Source organism: Martinezella lusitana (assembly GCF_010668395.1).
In the GTDB taxonomy this organism is placed as follows: Bacteria; Pseudomonadota; Alphaproteobacteria; order Rhizobiales; family Rhizobiaceae; genus Rhizobium; species Rhizobium lusitanum_A.
The window spans coordinates 273,654-291,250 of sequence record NZ_WUEY01000002.1 but is presented as its reverse complement, the minus strand read 5'-3'; the positions used below and the strand labels follow the sequence as shown (position 1 = coordinate 291,250).

Genomic DNA, 17,597 nt, shown 5'->3' with positions numbered 1-17,597 from the left:
CTGCTCCAAGAAAGAATTTCAAGCAGTTAGGGCACAGTCATGGTTAAAAATTCATTAGGTTCCTGCCCATTTTCTGGGCGCGATTGTCGCAGTTTTGCGTTGGCGGGTTGCCGACACATCGGCGCTGCAACATCATTGTCCGAGTATATGGCCTTTGCTGAGGGCTACCCGTCAGCACGTATCTCGACACGGAGCAAATGGCATTGGGGCCTAAACTCGGCAGATAGATAAGCGGGCAACAGTTTCTTGTCGTTGCGGCGTACTGTCGAGCTCATCCTGATCGAAGCCGGAGACGGGCGCCGCCCGATTTTTCTTTCGAGCGGATTTTCGTCATGTCTGATGTGGCGCTTCCGTTGACGTGAGTTCAAAAGCGAATCGCCCGCGGAGAAAGGATCCCGCGGGCGATTGAAGGCGATGTTTCCGTGTTGTCAGACCTGAGCACTATCGGCGGTACAAACCGCCAGATCCGTGCTCCGGCATTCGTCTTTCCGGGAGCGCTTCAGCGCCATCCCAGCGCCGGTGCGACGTGGGTCAGGATGGCCTCGATGACGTGGGCATTGTAATCGACCCCGAGCTGGTTCGGCACGGTCAAAAGCAACGTGTCCGCCGCGGCGATGGCTTCATCCTTTGCCAGTTGCTCGATCAGTACATCCGGCTCGGCGGCATAGCTGCGTCCGAAGATGGCGCGCGTCTTTTCGTCGATGAAGCCGATCTTGTCGGCGTCCTTGCCGCTGCTGCCAAAATAGGCGCGGTCGAGATCGTTCACCAGCGCGAAGATGCTGCGGCTTACCGAGACCCGCGGCTCGCGCTTGTGGCCGGCCTCTTTCCACGCCTCGCGGTAGGCCTTGATCTGATCGGCCTGCTGGACGTGGAAGGGCAAGCCGCTTTCGTCGTCCTTGAGCGTCGAGCTCTGCAGGTTCATGCCGAGCTTTGCCGCCCATACCGCCGTGGCATTGGAACCCGCGCCCCACCAGATGCGGTCGCGCAGGCCTTCGGAGTAGGGCTCCAGACGCAGAAGGCCGGGAGGATTGGGGAACATCGGGCGCGGATTGGGTTGGGCAAATCCTTCGCCACGCAGCAGGTCGAGCAGCACTTCCGTGTGCCTGCGGCCCATATCGGCGTCGCTCTCGCCTTCCGTCGGCGCATAGCCGAAGTGGCGCCATCCGTCGATCACCTGTTCCGGAGAACCGCGGCTGATGCCGAGCTGCAGGCGACCGCCGGCGATGAGGTCGGCAGCACCGGCATCCTCTGCCATATAGAACGGGTTCTCATAGCGCATGTCGATGACCGCCGTGCCTGTTTCGATCCGGCTGGTCTTGGCACCGACGGCTGCCAGCAGGGGAAACGGCGAGGCAAGCTGACGCGCGAAATGGTGCACGCGGAAGTACGCGCCATCGGCGCCCAGCTGTTCGGCGGCGACGGCGAGATCGATCGATTGCAGGAGCGTGTCGGCTGCCGAGCGCGTCTGCGATTGGGGCGATGGCGTCCAGTGGCCGAATGAAAGAAAACCGATCTTTTTCATGATTCCATCCTACTATGTCTGGTGTGTCCGGCTCGATTTCTTGCCACAGGTGACGATGCCGATACAGGCAACGCGTCCGAGGCGTCCGTTATCCGCGTCATCATTCCATGGCTCGCAAGAACCGTGATTTCGAGTGCGTATATGTGCATGGATACAACTCGTTGGAACAGCGCAATCTGTGAACTGATCGTCAACATGGATGGAGACACCGGAAACGGCTGAGGCCTTGACTGCCTTACGGTCGTCGCCGGCCTGCATTTTCGCCTGCCATCCCTTTGCGGCCTCTCCAAACATGAACAAATTTTAACCGACGCGTTAACAATCAGATAACGCACCGCACCGAAACTGCCGCGCGTGTGAGTGCATCTCTCGCTTTCAACGTCCTTGAAACAAGAAATGGCAGGAAACTATGTTTGCAAGAAAATTCGCCCCCGCTCTGGTCTTCGTCGCATTCGGCGCCGGTATCGCGCATGCGGAAGTGCCCGTTCGCATCGATCAGTTCGATCATTGGGGGGCGTATTCTTATAAGTCGGGCGACAGCGTCAATTGCTATGTACTGTCGAGGCCGGTTGCCCAGCAGCCCGCCAATGTCGACCATGGCGACAATTTCTTCATCGTCTCGCGCCTGTCTTCCGGCGACAAATTGGTTCCCGAAGCTGCGATGGGCTATGATCCGAAAGACGGTGCGCCGATGACGGCGATGGTGGGTGACAAGACATTCCCGATGTTCACGAAAGACCGGCATGCCTGGGTGAAAGACGAGACGCAGGAGCCGACCCTTGTCAGCGCCATGAAAGGTGGCGCTCAGCTGCAATTGCAGGCAACCTCCAAACGGGGAACGGCAACGAGCTACTCCTATTCGCTCTCCGGCATTACGGCTGCGTTGAAGCGGATAGAGACCTGTAAATGAGGCCGCCGGCACCATAGGCCAATTGGCGGAAGGGAAGCCGAAGAGCGCCAACAGCCTGCTCCTCGGCTTTTCTTTATTCAACAGCCTGTCAATGCGATTGCTATAACGAACTGTCGCGCCTGCCATTCTGCTTCGACGGGCGAACTTCGGCATGAACAGGCGGAAATGTCGCAGATGCCCTCAGCGTGAGATTCGCGTGGAAAGAATGATGGACGAGAGGGTGCGTTCGACACCGTCGATCGTGCCGATTCCGTCGATCAACTGATCCAGCTGGGAAATCGAGGGCGCTGCGATGATGGCGATGAGATCGAAGGTGCCGCTCACCGAATGCAGCGTCGTTACCTCCGGGATCGCATCCAGCGACGCCGTCACCGCCGACAGCGCCTTCGGTGCGATCGTAATCAGCACATGCGCGCGAATCAGGCCAGAAAGATAGGCCTCCGAAAGCCGCACGCCATAGCCCGCAATCACGCCCTCGCGCTCCAGCCGTTCGAGCCTGGCCTGGACGGTGGTGCGCGACAGCGACAGCTTTTTGGCGAGCGTTGCTACCGGCATGCGGGCATTCTGGCCGAGCAGGGCGATCAGCTCGCGATCCTTATCCGTAACCTGCATGGCGGCTCCTGCGTTTTGCAAAATTATGTCGTCAGTTTGTACAGATTTATACAACGAAATGCGTTTTTCGTCGCTATGAATCGTTCAACTCCTGCCTACACTTATATAAATCTTATCAATGAAATGCAGGGGAGTCATATGAAAGACATAGTGGTTATCGGCGCAGGCAAGATCGGTGGGGCGATTGCTCTGATGTTGGCCGAGACGGGCGATTACAGGGTCGTCGTCGCCGACCGCAGCCAGGAGCAGCTGGACAAGATCGACCGCCATCCGGCGATTTCCACGGCAGCCGTCGACATTGCCGACCGCGCAGGTCTGGTCGCCGTCCTGAAGGGCAAGTTTGCCGTATTGTCGGCAGCACCGTTCCATTTGACCGGCTTCGTGGCCGAAGCGGCGCTCGAGGCAGGCGTCCATTATCTCGACCTTACCGAAGACGTCGCGACGACGAAGAAGGTAGAGGAACTGGCGCAGGGCGCGAACACCGCATTCATTCCGCAATGCGGCCTTGCTCCGGGCTTCATCTCGATCGTCGCCAATGATCTCGCCAAGCGTTTCGACAGCCTCGACAGCGTGCGTATGCGCGTCGGCGCGCTGCCGCAGTATCCGTCCAATGCCCTGAACTACAATCTGACCTGGAGCACGGACGGCCTGATCAACGAATATATCGAGCCCTGCGAAGCGATCGTCGAAGGCAAGCTCGTGACCGTTCCGGCGATGGAAGAGCGCGAAGAGTTTTCGCTCGACGGCGTCACCTACGAGGCGTTCAACACCTCGGGCGGGCTCGGAACCCTTGCCAAGACGCTGACCGGTCGCGTGCGCACGATGAACTACCGCACGATCCGCTATCCCGGCCATCAGGCCATCATCAAGGCGCTGCTCAACGACCTGAACCTCAAGAACCGCCGCGATGTGCTGAAGGATCTGTTCGAGAACGCGCTTCCTGCCACCATGCAGGACGTGGTCGTGGTCTTCGTCACCGTCTGCGGCTGGCGCGAGGGCCGCTACATGCAGGAGACCTATGCCAACAAGGTCTATGCTGGCATTGTCGCCGGCAAGAAGATGAGCGCTATCCAGATCACCACCGCAGCCGGCATCACCACCGTGCTCGATCTGCTGGCCCAGGGCAAGCTGCCCGCCAAGGGCTTCGTCTGCCAGGAAGAAATCGATCTCGGCGATTTCCTCGCCAATCGCTTCGGACAGGTCTACAGCCTGGAAAAGATCAAGATGAGAGAAGCGGTGTAAGCAGCGCTTATCCATGATGATTTGTATGTGGCGCCTGTTGGGCGCCACTTCTGTTTTACGATACCGGCATGTGCAAAGTCAGAAGCCCAAAGCGCCATCAATCAATTTGAAAGATCGCGCTGCGTTTCAGCCGATCAGATCATTCAGGATCTCGACGGGATGCGGAATAGTCCGGCGTTCCATCTTGGCGACCTGTGAGCGGCAGGAAAAGCCGGTGGCCATGACGATGTTTTGAGTGTCGCTCTTGGCGATCTTGTCTTGCCAGCTCATCGCATAGAGCCTTTCCGAAATAGGCCGATTGCGCAGCTCGTGGCCGAAGGTGCCGGCCATGCCGCAGCAGCCGACATCGGCCATATCGAGCTTGATGCCCAATTTTTCGAACAGCAGCGACCACTGCTTGAGCGCGGCCGGCGCATTCGTTCGTTCCGTGCAATGGGCAAGCAGCGTGAAACGCTCGCCGGGTGAGGCTTTCGGCTGCGGCAATCGATCGAGATTGGCGGCGAACCATTCCTGAAGCAGCAGCACCGGCGCCCGCAGCCGGGCAGAGGGCAGGGCGGCATATTCGCTGCGATAGGTCAGCGTCATCGATGGGTCGATGCCGACAAGCGGGATGCCCGTCTGCGAGATACGATTGAGATAGTCCCGCGATTTTGCTGCCGTCCTCTCGAAGCGGCCGAGATAGCCGTGCACATGCAGGGCCTTGCCGTTTTGCTGCGGGCTGGCGAGCCATGGCTTCATGCCCATCTTCAGCGCGAGCTTGAGCGCGGCGATGACCACGGCTGGATCGAAATGGGTGGAGAAGACATCGGCAATGATGACGACCGATCGAGCGCGCTCCTCGGGAGAGAGCTTCGCCAGACGCTCCGGCATGGCGATGCGCACGCCGAGGCGAGCGGCCTCCCGCTGCAGCGAGATCGCAGGCATGGTCGGAAGGGCCGTGAGGCCGGCAAGCCGCATCAATGCCTGACCGGCGTTGGATCCGGTCAGTAGATTGTAAGCGGGCTTGACGCGCGCCATCAGCGGCAGCGTGGTCTCGATCGCGGCGACGATCGGATCCTTCAAGGGCCTGAGATAGCGCCCGTAATAGAGCTCGAGAAACTTCGACCGGAAGGCCGGGACGCTGACCTTGACGGGACATTGCCCCGCGCAGGCCTTGCAGGCGAGGCAAGTGTCCATCGCGGCCCGCACTTCATGGGAAAAGTCGTTACGGTTGGACGGATTGAGCGAGTTGGCCGTCCGGCGAAGCAGATTGCCGACGCGGTTGGCGCTACGCTGCGTTTCCGCCTCGCGTCGGGGATCGACCTGCCGCTCGGCAAGCAGACGCAGCCATTCGCGCATCAGCGACGCGCGCCCTTTCGGCGAATAGCGCCGGTCGCCCGTCGCCTTGAAGGAAGGACACATCGGGCTTACGGCGTCGAAGTCGAAACAGGCGCCATTGCCGTTGCAATAGGCGGCATTGTCGAAAGCGGCGCGAATGTCGTTGCCGATAATACGATCGAGATCGCCGCGCAGCGGCACTTCGTCGATCTTGAGCAGCGGACGAGAGGCGGCCGAGGCGATCTTGCCGGGATTGAGGCGATCTGCCGGGTCGAAGGCGTGCTTGATGTCCTGCAGGCAGGGATAAAGATCGCCGAAGAATTCCGGCACATATTCCGAGCGTACGCCCTTGCCGTGCTCGCCCCAGAGCACGCCGCCATATTTGCGTGTCAGCGCGACCACGCCGTCGCTGATCTTGCGCACAAGCGGCTGATGGTCGGCGCGCGTCAGGTCCAGCGCGGGGCGAACATGCAGCACGCCGGCATCGACATGGCCAAACATGCCGTAATCCAGTCCTTCGGCATCGAGAAGCGCCCGGAATTCGCCGATATAGGCGGCGAGATGCTCGGGCGGGACGGCGGTGTCCTCGACAAAGGGCACCGGCCGCACCGGTCCTTCGACATTGCCGAGCAGGCCGACGGCGCGCTTGCGCATGGACCATATCGCCTCGATTTCGGCCCTGTCGCGGGCCACCGTATAGCCCTTGTGACGCGCGGATGAGAGGTCATCGAGGGCGGCGGTGACGTCAGTGAGCTTACGCTCCAGCTCCTCGCGGTCGTCGGCCAGCAGCTCGACGAGGTTGATGCCGTTGGCGGAGCCGGATGCATCCTCGGGAAAGAAGCGGGCGATATTGGTCCAGACGATGTCGCCCTTCGCCAGGCCCAGCACTTTCTCGTCGACCGTCTCGACCGAGGCCACCTTCAGCGCCACCAGCCGCCGTGCGTCCTCGAGCGCGGTGTTGAAATCATCGTAGCGGATGTTGATGAGCGCTGCCTCCGCCGGGATCGGCAGAACGTTAAGCTCTGCTTCCGCGATCATGGCAAGCGTGCCTTCCGAGCCGCACAGCACTGCATTGAGATCGAAGCGGCCGTCCTCGCGCCGGATATGGGCGAGATCGTAGCCGGTCATGTAGCGGTTGAGCTTCGGGAAGGTGGCCGCGATCAGCTCGCTCTTGTCTCCGGCGATCCCGTCGACGACCCTGTGAATCTCGCCGATCCGATCCTCGCGTGCCTTGATCTCCTCCAGTTCCGCGTCACCGAGAGGACGCGACCACCAGTCGCTGCCATCGCAGAGCACGACGCGAAGGCCGAGAACATGGTTGCTGGTCTTGCCGTAAAGGCACGAGCCCTGGCCGCAGGCATCGGTCGAGATCATGCCGCCGATCGTGGCGCGGTTGGAGGTGGAAAGCTCGGGCGCGAAGAACAGGCCGTATGGCTTGAGGGCCTTGTTGAGCTGATCCTTGACGACGCCGGCCTCGACGCGGGCGATCCTCCGAACGGGATCTATCTCCAGAATTCGGTTCATATGTCTGGAGCAGTCGACGACGACACCCGATGTCAGAGACTGGCCGTTCGTCCCGGTTCCGCCACCGCGCGGCGCGATGGTCATGTCGGAAAAGGCGGGTTCCGATATGGTCGTCGCGATGATCTTCAGATCGTCGGCGCCGCGCGGATAGACAAGGGCCGCGGGCTTGATCTGATAGATGGAATTGTCGGTCGAAGCCACCGTCCTGGCGCCTTCATCCATCTCCACGTCGCCACGGAAGCCGAGCGCGGCCAGCCGGCGCCCGAAGGCGCCGATCTGCTGCTTACGACTGTCTTTCGCCGAAACGAGGCGTGGGAGCATGGTACGAAGGCTTCCGGCGTTTTACCCGATGACTATCGCCGGAGATCAGCGCAGGCCCGTTCGATGCGATTGAGCGCTTCGACGAGATCGGCTTCCGACGTCGCATAGGAAATACGGAAATAAGGCGACAGTCCGAAGGCAGAGCCCGGCACCACGGCGACATGGGCTTCGTCGAGCAGATAGGCGCAGAAATCCGCATCCGTCTCGATGGACTTTCCGGACGGCGTTGTCGTTCCCAGTATGCCGGCGCAGCCCGAGAATGTATAGAAGGCACCTTCCGGCACCAGGCAATCCAGTCCTTCGATGGCATTGAGCCGGCCGACGACCAGATCGCGGCGACGCTGGAAGCTTGCCTTGCGATCCGACAGGAATTCCTGCGGGCCGTTCAGCGCCGCGACTGCCGCCGCCTGGCTGACGGAAGAGGGGCAGGAGGTCGCCTGGCTCTGAATGACGGCCATGGCCCTGATCAGCGCCTTGGGGCCGCCGGCATAGCCGATGCGCCAGCCGGTCATGGCATAGGCTTTGGAAACGCCGTTGACCGTCAGCGTCCGGCTCTTGAGACTCGGCTCGATCGCGACGGGCGTGGTGAAGCGGAAGCCGTCATAGACGATGTGCTCATACATGTCATCGACCATCAGCCAGACATGCGGATGGCGCAGCAGCACTTCGATCAGGGGCTGATAGTCGGCCTCCGAATAGGCCGCACCCGATGGATTCGAAGGCGAGTTCAGCAGCAGCCAGCGCGTCTTCGGGGTAATGGCCTTTTCGAGCTGATCCGCCTTCAGGCGAAAGCCGGCCGCGGCATCGCACGGGATCAGCACGGGCACGCCGCCGCAGATTTCGACGATATCGGAATAGGAGGTCCAGTAGGGCGTGGGGATGATGACCTCGTCGCCCGGATTGATCGACGCCATGAAGGCGTTGAACAGGATCTGCTTGGCACCCGTCGCCACGGTGATTTCGTCGAGGGTGTAGTCGATGCCGTTCTCGCGCTTGAATTTTCCGGCGATGGCCTTCTTCAGCTCCGGCGTGCCGTCGAGGGCCGTATATTTCGTTTCGCCGCGATCGATGGCGGCCTTGGCCGCCTCCTTGACGTTGTCGGGCGTATCGAAATCCGGTTCGCCGGCACCGAGAATGATGACCGGCAAGCCTTCCCGCTTCATCGCATTGGCGCGAGCGCCGATCTGAAGAATGGTCGATACGCCGATGGAAGCGATGCGCGAAGCGGGCTGGAAGCCCGCTTCTTCGATTTTGGTGGCGATCGTCATGGTGCTTACTCGATGTCGAAGGAGACACCCTGCGCAAGCGGCAGGGCCTTGGAGTAGTTCACGGTGTTGGTCGCCCGGCGCATATAGGCCCTCCAGGCGTCGGAACCGGATTCGCGGCCGCCGCCGGTTTCCTTCTCGCCGCCGAATGCGCCGCCGATTTCGGCGCCCGAGGTGCCGATATTGACGTTGGCGATGCCGCAATCCGAACCGTCAGCCGCGAGGAAGCGCTCGGATTCCTGCATGTCACGGGTGAAAATCGATGACGACAGGCCGGCGGCAACGGCGTTGTGCTCGTCGATAACAGCGTCGAAATCGTCATAGGGTATGACGTAGAGGATGGGGGCGAAGGTTTCTTCCAGAACGGGGCCTGCCTGCTTCGGCATTTCCACCAGCGCCGGCTTTGCATAATAGCCGTCGGCATGGCCGACATCGATGCGCTCGCCGCCGGTGACGGAACCGCCATGGGCCTTGGCTTCGGCGATGGCCTTCTGCATGCCGTCATAGGCTGCCTTGTCGATCAGCGGGCCGACCAGGGCGGAAGAGTGCAGGGGATCGCCGACCGAGACGCTCTGGTAGGCCTTCTTCAGCCGCGGCACGAGCTGGTCGTACACGCTCTTATGGACGAACAGGCGGCGCAGCGTGGTGCAGCGCTGGCCGGCGGTGCCCATGGCGCCGAAGGCGATGGCGCGCAACGCCATGTCGAGATCGGCCGACGGGCAGACGATGCCGGCATTGTTGCCGCCAAGTTCGAGGATGGCGCGGGCAAAACGCTTGGCAAGCCGCGGGCCGACCTCGCGGCCCATGCGCGTCGAGCCGGTTGCCGAAACGAGCGCCACCTTCGGGTGATCGACCAGGACTTCGCCGATCGCGCGGTCGCCGATCAGCAGCTGCGACAGGCCCTCCGGCGCATCGCCGAAGCGGGCAAGCGCGCGATCGAGGATCGCCTGCGAGGCCAGCGCCGTCAGCGGCGTCTTTTCAGAGGGCTTCCAGATGATGGAGTCGCCGCAGATCAGCGCCAGGGCTGCGTTCCACGACCAGACCGCGACCGGGAAGTTGAAGGCCGAGATGATGCCGACGACGCCCAGCGGGTGCCAGGTTTCCATCATGCGATGGCCCGGACGCTCGGTGGCGATCGTCAGGCCGTAGAGCTGACGGGAGAGGCCGACGGCGAAATCGCAGATGTCGATCATTTCCTGCACTTCGCCGAGACCTTCGGAGCGGATCTTGCCGGCTTCGATGGAAACGAGGCGGCCGAGATCGTCCTTGGCGGCACGCAGCTCTTCGCCCAGCAGACGAACCAGCTCGCCGCGCTTGGGTGCCGGCACGAGGCGCCAGGCGCGGAACGCGGCATGGGCCTTCTCGATCCGCTTCGCCGCTTCATCGGCCGAAACGGTCTTGAGGCTGCCGATCTTCTCGCCGGTGACCGGGGAGTAGGAAGGCATGTCGCCCTGCGTGTAGAGCGCCTTGTCGACGCCGAGCTTTTCGAGAATGGCAGCGGCTTCGGCTGCGACGGAGGGGTTCTTTGCTGCGATGTTCATCTTCTGAAACTCCACTTGTCTTTGATCCGGGTTGTGAGGGGCGGCTCATGGCCGCATCGCCTCACTCGGCGGCGTCTTGCTTGGATAGTGCCCGCAGGCAGGCGTCGATCGACGCCTGTTCGATGCCGGCATAATGGTCGAATTCGTTCAGCACCTTCATGCCGAGGTCGCTTTCAAAACGCTGCTGGTTCGGGCTTGCAACGAATTCCTGCTGCGCGCCATCTCCGAGATTGGATTGGAAGATGCCGGCGGCGCTGACGGGAAGAAAATCCTCATAGACGATCGGATCGAACTGAACGAGGCCCTGGCCGATCAGCGCGTCGATATCGCCATGGTTCGTTGCGGCGGCATTGCCCTTGGCCGTCAGCGAATAGGTGAAATAGCCGAGGCCCTGGGCACGGATTGCCGACCACTCGTCCGGGAATTCGGCAAAGCTCTGCGCGAGCGCGGCCTCATACTCGCGTGCGTTCGATCCGTCGGCGGCCGGACGCACGATCTTGCGCGACTGATCCAGCAGCCTGTCATAGAGCGCACGGCCCTTGGGCGTCAGCGCAATGCCACGCTGCTCGATCTCGCCGAAACGGGCCGTATGCGAGCCCTCTTCCCAGATGCCCTCGGCATTCCGGAACGAGACGGGCTCTTCAAGCGCCTTGAACGAGGTCTGACGCAGCAGGATCGGGCAAGAGCGCGTCGGCGGTCCTTCGACGATGGCCTTCGGCGCAATGTCGTAGTCAGGCATCAGTGCCTGCACGCGGTCGATATCGAGCGTGCGCGGTGTCAGGTGGTTGATGTGCGGCCCCTTGAACGACACGACATCGGCGATCAGGCGATGAGCGTCATGGAGACGATGGTACATGGCGGCATCGACATTGGCTTCGTCATGCCAGCGGAAGGTCTCCAGCACTTCGCTCACGAAACGCTGGGCGTCGTCCTTGTTCAGCCCGCCATCGCGCTCGGCCTTCTCGGCCAGTGCAACGGCGCCGTCCGTGAAGATCTTGCGCTTCGCGAGAATGTCCGCGGCCGCCTTGCGCAGATCCTCGTCGGCGATAAGGTCGAGCCGCAACAGCGAGGTGAAGACACGGAAGGGATTGCGCTTCAGCTCCGCATCGCCGATCGGACGGAATGCCGTCGAGTGGACCGGCACGCCGGCGGTGGAAAGGTCATAGTAGCCGACGGGATACATGCCCATGACGGCAAAGACGCGCGCCATCGTCGAAAGCTCCGCCGCAGTCCCGAGCCGGATGGCGCCGTGGCGCTCCTCGGAGATGCGGTCGAGATAATCCGTCGCCTCCAGCCGCTCCTTCAACTTGGGCTGGGCCGCAAGCGTTTCGTCGTTGACGCGGGCGACCAGTTCCATGAGTGTGCCGTAGGCGGGCACTTCTTCGCGATACATCGCGGACATGGCGGCCGAAAAGGCGCTGCGAATATCGCTGGTCGAGACGTGATCAGGCTTCATGTGCGATCTCTTCCTGAAAGCTATATCATTCCTATTTAGCAGAATATCTCTTGTTCAGGCGTCAGTCTTGTGAGAGAGAATTCTAACTTGATGCGGAAATGGAATGACCATGCGTCGACGGCTTATCCCGGACATCGTCAATCTGCAGGCGTTCGAATGCGCCGCGCGCCACCAGAATTTTTCGCGCGCCGCGGAGGAGCTCAATCTGACCCAAAGCGCCATTAGCCGGCAGATCAGCGATCTGGAACGGCAGACGGGCCTGAAGCTGTTCGAACGCGTTCGGCAGCGTGTCGTCCTGTCCGAGGCCGGCCTTCGGCTGTTGCCGGAGGTGAAGGATCTGCTTTTGCGCTCGGAGCGCCTGATGATCGGCGCCGTTGCCGCCGGCCAGATGAAGCTGTCGTTGAAAGTCGCGACCTTGCCGACCTTCGGCACGCGCTGGCTGGTGCCCCGCCTCGGCCGATTCCTCGACGAGCATCGCGATGTCGCCGTTACCGTGGAATCGCGCTCCAAGCCGTTCAGCTTCGACGAGGACAATTTCGATCTTGCCATTCACTATGGCCTGCCGGCCTGGGCGGGCGCCGTTGCGACGTTCCTTTGCAACGAGACCGTTCTGCCCGTTGCCAGCCGGGAGCTTGCCGGACGGTTGGCTCTGAGCTCGGCAGGCGAGCTGGCGGAGGCTCCGCTGCTTCACCTGACAACGCGGCCCAAGCTATGGGCGCAATGGTTCGACCTGCAGGATCTGCCAAGTGACAACGCCTATCCCGGTGCGCGCTTCGACCAGTTCTCCATGATCATCGCTGCGGCTATCGCCGGGATCGGCGTGGCGCTTCTGCCCACCTATCTGATCGAGGACGAGCTGAAAGCCGGCACGCTCCTGCCCCTGTTCGATCTGCCGATGCCGACCGAGAACAGCTACTATGTCGTCATGCCGGAAAAAAAGCAGACGAACGAGACGGCGACGTTGTTTCAGGACTGGCTGCTGAGCGAGGTTACGCCGCAGCCTTAGGTCACGACCGGCCCGGCGTTTCCACGCATCGGCGCCGATTGATAAATTTTAAGCTTGAAATTTCTCTTTGCCGGCGTCACAGATTTTCATGTCGGGCTGCCGCACATCCAATAGGGGGTCGGCTCGAGGTGAACTCGGGGAGGAGCAAGCCACCATGAAGATGCATCCGCTGAAGGGACCGAACCGGTTGAAGCTCGGCGTTTTTTCCGCAAATGCGGATGGCGGCCTCGCAATCACCGACGTGCCCGAGCGCTGGACCGCCGGCTGGCAGGATAATCTGACTGCGGCGCAGATCGCCGACCGGGCCGGGCTCGAATTCTTTCTGCCGATTGCCCGCTGGCGTGGTTTCGGCGGCAAGAACCGCGTGCGCGAATGGTCGTTCGAGACCTTCACCTGGGCTGCGGCGCTTTCCGCCGCAACCGAGCGGATCGGCCTCTTCATGACGGTGCATGTGCCGCTCGTTCATCCGCTCTATGCCGCCAAGTCGCTCGCCACGGTCGATCATATCAGTGGGGGAAGGGCCGGACTGAACATCGTCTGCGGCTGGAACCCGAAGGAATTCGGCATGTTCGGCGTGCCGCTGGTCGAAAAGGGCTACGATCAGGCGGCCGAGTGGCTCGAAATCGTCGAAAAGCTCTATGCGTCCGATGAGCCGCTCGACTATGCGGGCAGCTATTACAATCTGAAGGAAGCCGTCAGCCGCCCGGCAAGCCTGCAGGCACCGCGGCCGGTGACGATGAACGCGGCATTCGGCGGCCCCGGCCGCGATTTTGCCGCGGCCCATTGCGATTATCTCTTCACCACCTTTACCGAGATCGGTGACGCAGGAAAGCATGTGGTCGACATCGCGGGACGAGCGGAAGAAAAAGGCCGGCAGGTCGGCGTTTATACGGTTTGCCATGTGGTTTGCCGCGAGACGCAGGCGGAGGCGGAGGATTATTATACCCGCTACGCCGTGACCATGGCCGATCAGGGTGCCGTCGACCAGCACATGGCCGGCAAGAAGGAGTTCTCGCAATCCCATGATCGCGATGCTTACGACCGTTATCGGCAGCGTTTTGCCGGCGGTGCCGGCAGCTACCCGTTGATCGGCACGCCTCAGCGGATCGCGGAGGAGATGATTGCGATCGCCGAGCAGGGCTATGCCGGAATTGCCCTGTCCTTCGTCAACTACACGCAGGAGCTTCCCTACTTCTGCGACCGGGTGCTTCCGATTCTGAAGAAGGCCGGGTTGCGGATAGAGTGAGGGATGGCCGCTTTCCCTGCCATCACCGGCGCTCGACAGCGGCGTATATGATCGCTTCTCGCTGATCCTATGGCTTGCCGGCGCGCCATCATGGCGGCTGCGGCAAGTGTGCATTGCAGCAAAAAACTTGCCCCAAGGGGTTTACAAGCGCGCCATCGGATGGGATTCTTTTGGCGAAGGGGCCGCTTGATTTGCGGCGTCGCTATTCCCTTCACCCGGATGCCATGACTTTGGCTCCGGCGCGCTGTGCTTTGCAAGCGCTCAACCGAACACATCAATCCGAGGCCAGAATGCGGCGTTTGTTCCGTCTCCGGCTGTTGTCTCAGTGCGCCCCGAGCCTTGCGTCGGGGCACAGATAATCGGGCTTTTCATGAGCTTTAAGTCAAAACGCGCCCTTCGCGGCGTTCTGGGTCTTCTTGCAAGCGTCAGCTTGCCGCAGACGGCCAAGGCCAGCGATCTGATGATCTGGTCGCCGGTCAAGCTGGCGCCGCGAACATACAAGGCGACGCTCGGCTTTCGGCTGCCGATGGCGTGGGAGATGAGCGCGGGCATGGATCTCGGTCTGGGTGGAGCGGCAAATGGCCGAATCGTCCGTAGCAGCCGGCTGGCAACGTTCTGGGGGAGGGCAATCGATGATCACAAGCGCTTCTCGACCGTGTGGCGCCGCGAAGTTGCATTGAGGGTCGACACCGTCAACGGCACGGGAACGCTTTGCCTCGAGCGTTCGCGGAGCTGGGCTGTCTGGAACAATCTCGACATGAGCACATCCCGGTCGCTGAACGTGAACTATGCGGGCGCGCGGAACGCAGGAAATTCCATTGCCGCGACACACGCCGTCACAGTCGCTGTTCCCTGGACGGGAACCTCCATATCCGCGATCGGCAACCTGACGGACGCAGGCAGTATCTTTTCCAGCACCGTTTCGCTGCAGCAGCCGTTGGCGCCGAACCTCAATTTCTCGGCGTCCTTTGCCGACCCGCAGACTTTCGTGCCGTCCGGCAATTTCCGGATCGACTACCGCATCAAATGGTAGGCTTCGGCCGGCCCCTTGTCGCGGCCGCGGACGCGCGGAACAAATGTCGTTCGGGGAAGTTTAAGGCAAGCAAGAGATCGATCTTGCTCGAGGTCTCATGGCCTTGCGAAGCCTGCCGCTGGTGCAGCTCCCTGCTGGCGGCAGGCTTAGCGCTCATGCGGAGACGGTCAGTCGGCTTGGCTTGCCGGCTCTGTCGGCAGCTTGATCGCGACGTCCGATTCCGCAAGCCGCGCTTTCAGTTTCGATACGGTGTCGTGCCGGACATCGGACCAGGACGTGGTTACGGTCCAATACTCGATGTTCAGCACTGCCTGATCGACGGCCAGATCATCGAGATAGACTTTTGGCGCTGGCGTATTTTTGATCCGCTGATCTGCTTTCAAGACGTCCAGAATGGTCTTGCGGGCAAGGTTGATGTCGATGTTGTCAGCCAGGGCGACGGACAATTGCTGGCGGCGATCCGGCTCACGGCTGTAGTTGATGATGGGCGTGTTCCAGAGCGTGGAGTTCGGCGCCATGAGATAGAGGCCGTCCGCCGTCTTCATCTCCGTCGCGAAGAGGCCGATCTCCTTTATGTAGCCTTTGACATTGGCCGTCTCGATATATTCGCCGACGCGAAACGGCCGCAGGATCAGCAGCATGATGCCGGCCGCGATATTTTGAAGCGTGCCCTGCAGCGCCAGGCCGATCGCCAGGCCGGCGGCGCCGAGCGCGGCAATGATGGAGGCGGTCTGAACGCCGAATTGCCCGAGGACGGTGATGAAGACCAGGATGAGCAGGCTGTAGTGCAGGACGTTCTGGAAGAAGCTCGCCAGAGTTTCGTCGATGCCGCGGATGCGCGAGATGACGCGATAGGCCGAGCGGCTGATGATGCCGGCAAGGAGCCAGCCGCCGATCAGGAGAATGATCGCACCGAGAAGCGAGAAGCCGTATTGAACCGCGAGTGCCGAGGCCTGGTCGAGAGCGGTGCGGGTGGCGACGACGATGTTGGTCGTTTGATCTTCCATTTCAAAACTCCGTTTTTTTCAGAGAGCCAAATGAGAAGTCGCGATCTTTGTTCCCGATCGTCGGGCGCACGAACCTCGGCCGTTTCAAGTCATTGTGCGGGATGGATTCCGTGCCGGCGCTTCAAGCGCCGTGCTTTGCCTGATGCGCACCAAGGCTCGCGGCAACGGCATAATGTGCCTTTTTCTGCTCGTACATGCCGAGATCGGCGCGCTTGATCATCGCTTCAATGGTCTCGCCGGGCTCGCTCGTTGCCACGCCGACAGCGACGCTGAGCGGCGCGCTGGAGTAGAACTGGTTGTTGATCTTGAGCAGTTCGTTGATCGTCTCTACCATCGCTCCGGCGGTAATCTCGTCCGCACCGGGCATGAGAACGGCAAACTCGTCGCCGCCAATGCGGGCTGCATGGTTCGGCAAGGACACGACGCTGTTCAGTACCTCGCCCATCCGGCGCAACAATGCGTCGCCGGCATCGTGTCCGCTCTCGTCATTGGCTTCTTTCAGGCCGTTGAGATCGATGATGATGGCCGAAACCGGTCGAAGCGACTTGCGCTCCAGCCTGTTGAGCTCTTCCATGTAGAAGGCGCGGTTGTAGAGCCTGGTCAGGACGTCGTGCTTGCCGAGATATTCGAGATAGGCCTCTGCCTTCTTGCGGGCGGTAATGTCGGTGAGTGCCACCTGCACCAGCGACCAATCGTCCTCAAAACCGGGAAGGACGGAAAACTGCAGCAGAACGTGACGCTCCGATCCATCGAGGGCATAGTTCAGCACCTCACGCTGATGGAAGAGACGGCCATTCCACAATTCCACCAATTGCCCGCGGAAATGCTTCTCCATGTCGTCACGGAACACTTCACCGATCCGTTGATGCAGGGTTTGCCGATCCGGCGCACAGAACAGATCGAGCGTTGCCTGATTGACATCGAGCACGCTGATTTCGCTCATGCATTGCTGGACGAATTCCGGATGCACGTCGAGAAATACCTGGAAATCGACGATACCGCGGTTGCGGATTTGATCGAGCAGGATCTTGATGCGGCTGAAATCTTCGACCCACAGGGACACGGGTGAATGCTCGAACATTCCCTCGGCATAGCGGCGTTGCCGCTCTTCCTGGCGCCTTGCTTCTTCGCGCGCTGTCACGTCTTCGGTGGTCAGCAGCAACCTGTCCCAGGACTCTTCGTGCCCAGGGAGAATGACGCCGCGAAGCTGGATATCGAGCCTCTTGCCGCCAAGGGAATAGTTGATGGCCGTGCTCGAAAATTCGGTCTTGCCTTCCCAGAGCGCGACAAGCTCGTTCACATGGCTTTGAAGCATCTCGTCCCGGAAGATCTGGTGAAGACTTCCTATAAGCGTCTCGAAGGACGGCGCTTCGAACAATTCCAGCGTCCTGGCATTGACGGCAAGGACCTTGATCTTTCGTGAACAGGCCGCGACGCGCTGCGCATCGACGAGCAGGAAGGCGCGCAGGTCGGTTACCCCCTCAGCCCGCCAGAGGTCGAATTGCTCCCTGACGCCGCTGAAATCCTCCAGCCACATGGCGACAGGCGCGAGATCGAACACTGTGCTGCTAAAATCCTGGGCGTTCATTCCAATT

13 protein-coding genes are annotated in these 17,597 nt (G+C 61.2%); 5 read left to right on the top strand and 8 right to left on the bottom strand.

Annotated elements, in window-relative coordinates:
* Positions 1–499: 499 nt before the first annotated feature.
* Entirely contained in the window at positions 500–1,522 is a 1,023-nt protein-coding gene (locus tag GR212_RS05285) for an LLM class flavin-dependent oxidoreductase (protein ID WP_163985412.1), read from the bottom strand.
* A 409-nt stretch (positions 1,523–1,931) separates the two neighbouring features.
* On the opposite strand from GR212_RS05285, the gene GR212_RS05280 reads away from it, so the two are divergent.
* Positions 1,932–2,432 carry an invasion associated locus B family protein gene (locus GR212_RS05280; protein WP_163985411.1) on the top strand — a complete coding sequence of 167 codons (501 nt, stop codon included), beginning with the start codon at positions 1,932–1,934 and terminating at the stop codon, positions 2,430–2,432.
* 180 nt (positions 2,433–2,612) lie between these two features.
* Here GR212_RS05280 and GR212_RS05275 read toward each other — a convergent pair whose 3' ends face one another.
* Positions 2,613–3,044, bottom strand: coding sequence for an Lrp/AsnC family transcriptional regulator (locus GR212_RS05275; RefSeq protein ID WP_163985410.1), 432 nt, complete (start codon positions 3,042–3,044; stop codon positions 2,613–2,615).
* Between the two features lie 138 nt (positions 3,045–3,182).
* Here GR212_RS05275 and GR212_RS05270 point away from each other — a divergent pair, with 138 nt between their 5' ends.
* The gene (locus GR212_RS05270; protein WP_163985409.1) at positions 3,183–4,286 is read left to right on the top strand and encodes a saccharopine dehydrogenase family protein; all 1,104 of its coding nucleotides are present in this window, start codon (positions 3,183–3,185) and stop codon (positions 4,284–4,286) included.
* Between the two features lie 126 nt (positions 4,287–4,412).
* Here the strand turns inward: GR212_RS05270 and ydiJ are convergent, their stop codons facing one another.
* From ydiJ to hglS, 4 genes are all read right to left on the bottom strand, one after another.
* Entirely contained in the window at positions 4,413–7,448 is a 3,036-nt protein-coding gene (ydiJ, locus tag GR212_RS05265) for a D-2-hydroxyglutarate dehydrogenase YdiJ (RefSeq protein ID WP_163985408.1), read from the bottom strand.
* A gap of 32 nt (positions 7,449–7,480) precedes the next feature.
* The gene (locus GR212_RS05260; protein WP_163985407.1) at positions 7,481–8,716 is read right to left on the bottom strand and encodes a pyridoxal phosphate-dependent aminotransferase; all 1,236 of its coding nucleotides are present in this window, start codon (positions 8,714–8,716) and stop codon (positions 7,481–7,483) included.
* A 5-nt stretch (positions 8,717–8,721) separates the two neighbouring features.
* On the bottom strand, positions 8,722–10,254 hold the full coding sequence (gene amaB, locus GR212_RS05255; protein WP_163985406.1) for an L-piperidine-6-carboxylate dehydrogenase: 1,533 nt from the start codon (positions 10,252–10,254) through the stop codon (positions 8,722–8,724).
* Positions 10,255–10,315: 61 nt separating this feature from the next.
* Entirely contained in the window at positions 10,316–11,710 is a 1,395-nt protein-coding gene (gene hglS, locus GR212_RS05250) for a 2-oxoadipate dioxygenase/decarboxylase HglS (protein ID WP_163985405.1), read from the bottom strand.
* Positions 11,711–11,813: 103 nt separating this feature from the next.
* On the opposite strand from hglS, the gene GR212_RS05245 reads away from it, so the two are divergent.
* The 3 genes from GR212_RS05245 (at position 11,814) to GR212_RS05235 (ending at position 14,995) form a co-directional block, all read left to right on the top strand.
* Entirely contained in the window at positions 11,814–12,716 is a 903-nt protein-coding gene (locus GR212_RS05245; protein WP_163985404.1) for a LysR family transcriptional regulator, read from the top strand.
* A 154-nt stretch (positions 12,717–12,870) separates the two neighbouring features.
* A complete protein-coding gene (locus tag GR212_RS05240; protein ID WP_163985403.1) occupies positions 12,871–13,962 on the top strand; it encodes an LLM class flavin-dependent oxidoreductase in 1,092 nt (363 codons plus the stop codon).
* Between the two features lie 370 nt (positions 13,963–14,332).
* Complete coding sequence (locus tag GR212_RS05235) at positions 14,333–14,995, top strand: hypothetical protein (RefSeq protein WP_163985402.1); 663 nt, start codon at positions 14,333–14,335, stop codon at positions 14,993–14,995.
* A 167-nt stretch (positions 14,996–15,162) separates the two neighbouring features.
* Here GR212_RS05235 and GR212_RS05230 read toward each other — a convergent pair whose 3' ends face one another.
* Both GR212_RS05230 and GR212_RS05225 read right to left on the bottom strand, forming a co-directional pair.
* Positions 15,163–16,002 (bottom strand): mechanosensitive ion channel family protein, encoded by an 840-nt coding sequence (locus tag GR212_RS05230; protein ID WP_163985401.1) that lies wholly within the window; start codon positions 16,000–16,002, stop codon positions 15,163–15,165.
* Between the two features lie 121 nt (positions 16,003–16,123).
* Positions 16,124–17,590, bottom strand: a complete 1,467-nt coding sequence (locus GR212_RS05225; RefSeq protein WP_163985400.1) for a sensor domain-containing diguanylate cyclase — start codon at positions 17,588–17,590, stop codon at positions 16,124–16,126.
* Positions 17,591–17,597: the final 7 nt, after the last annotated feature.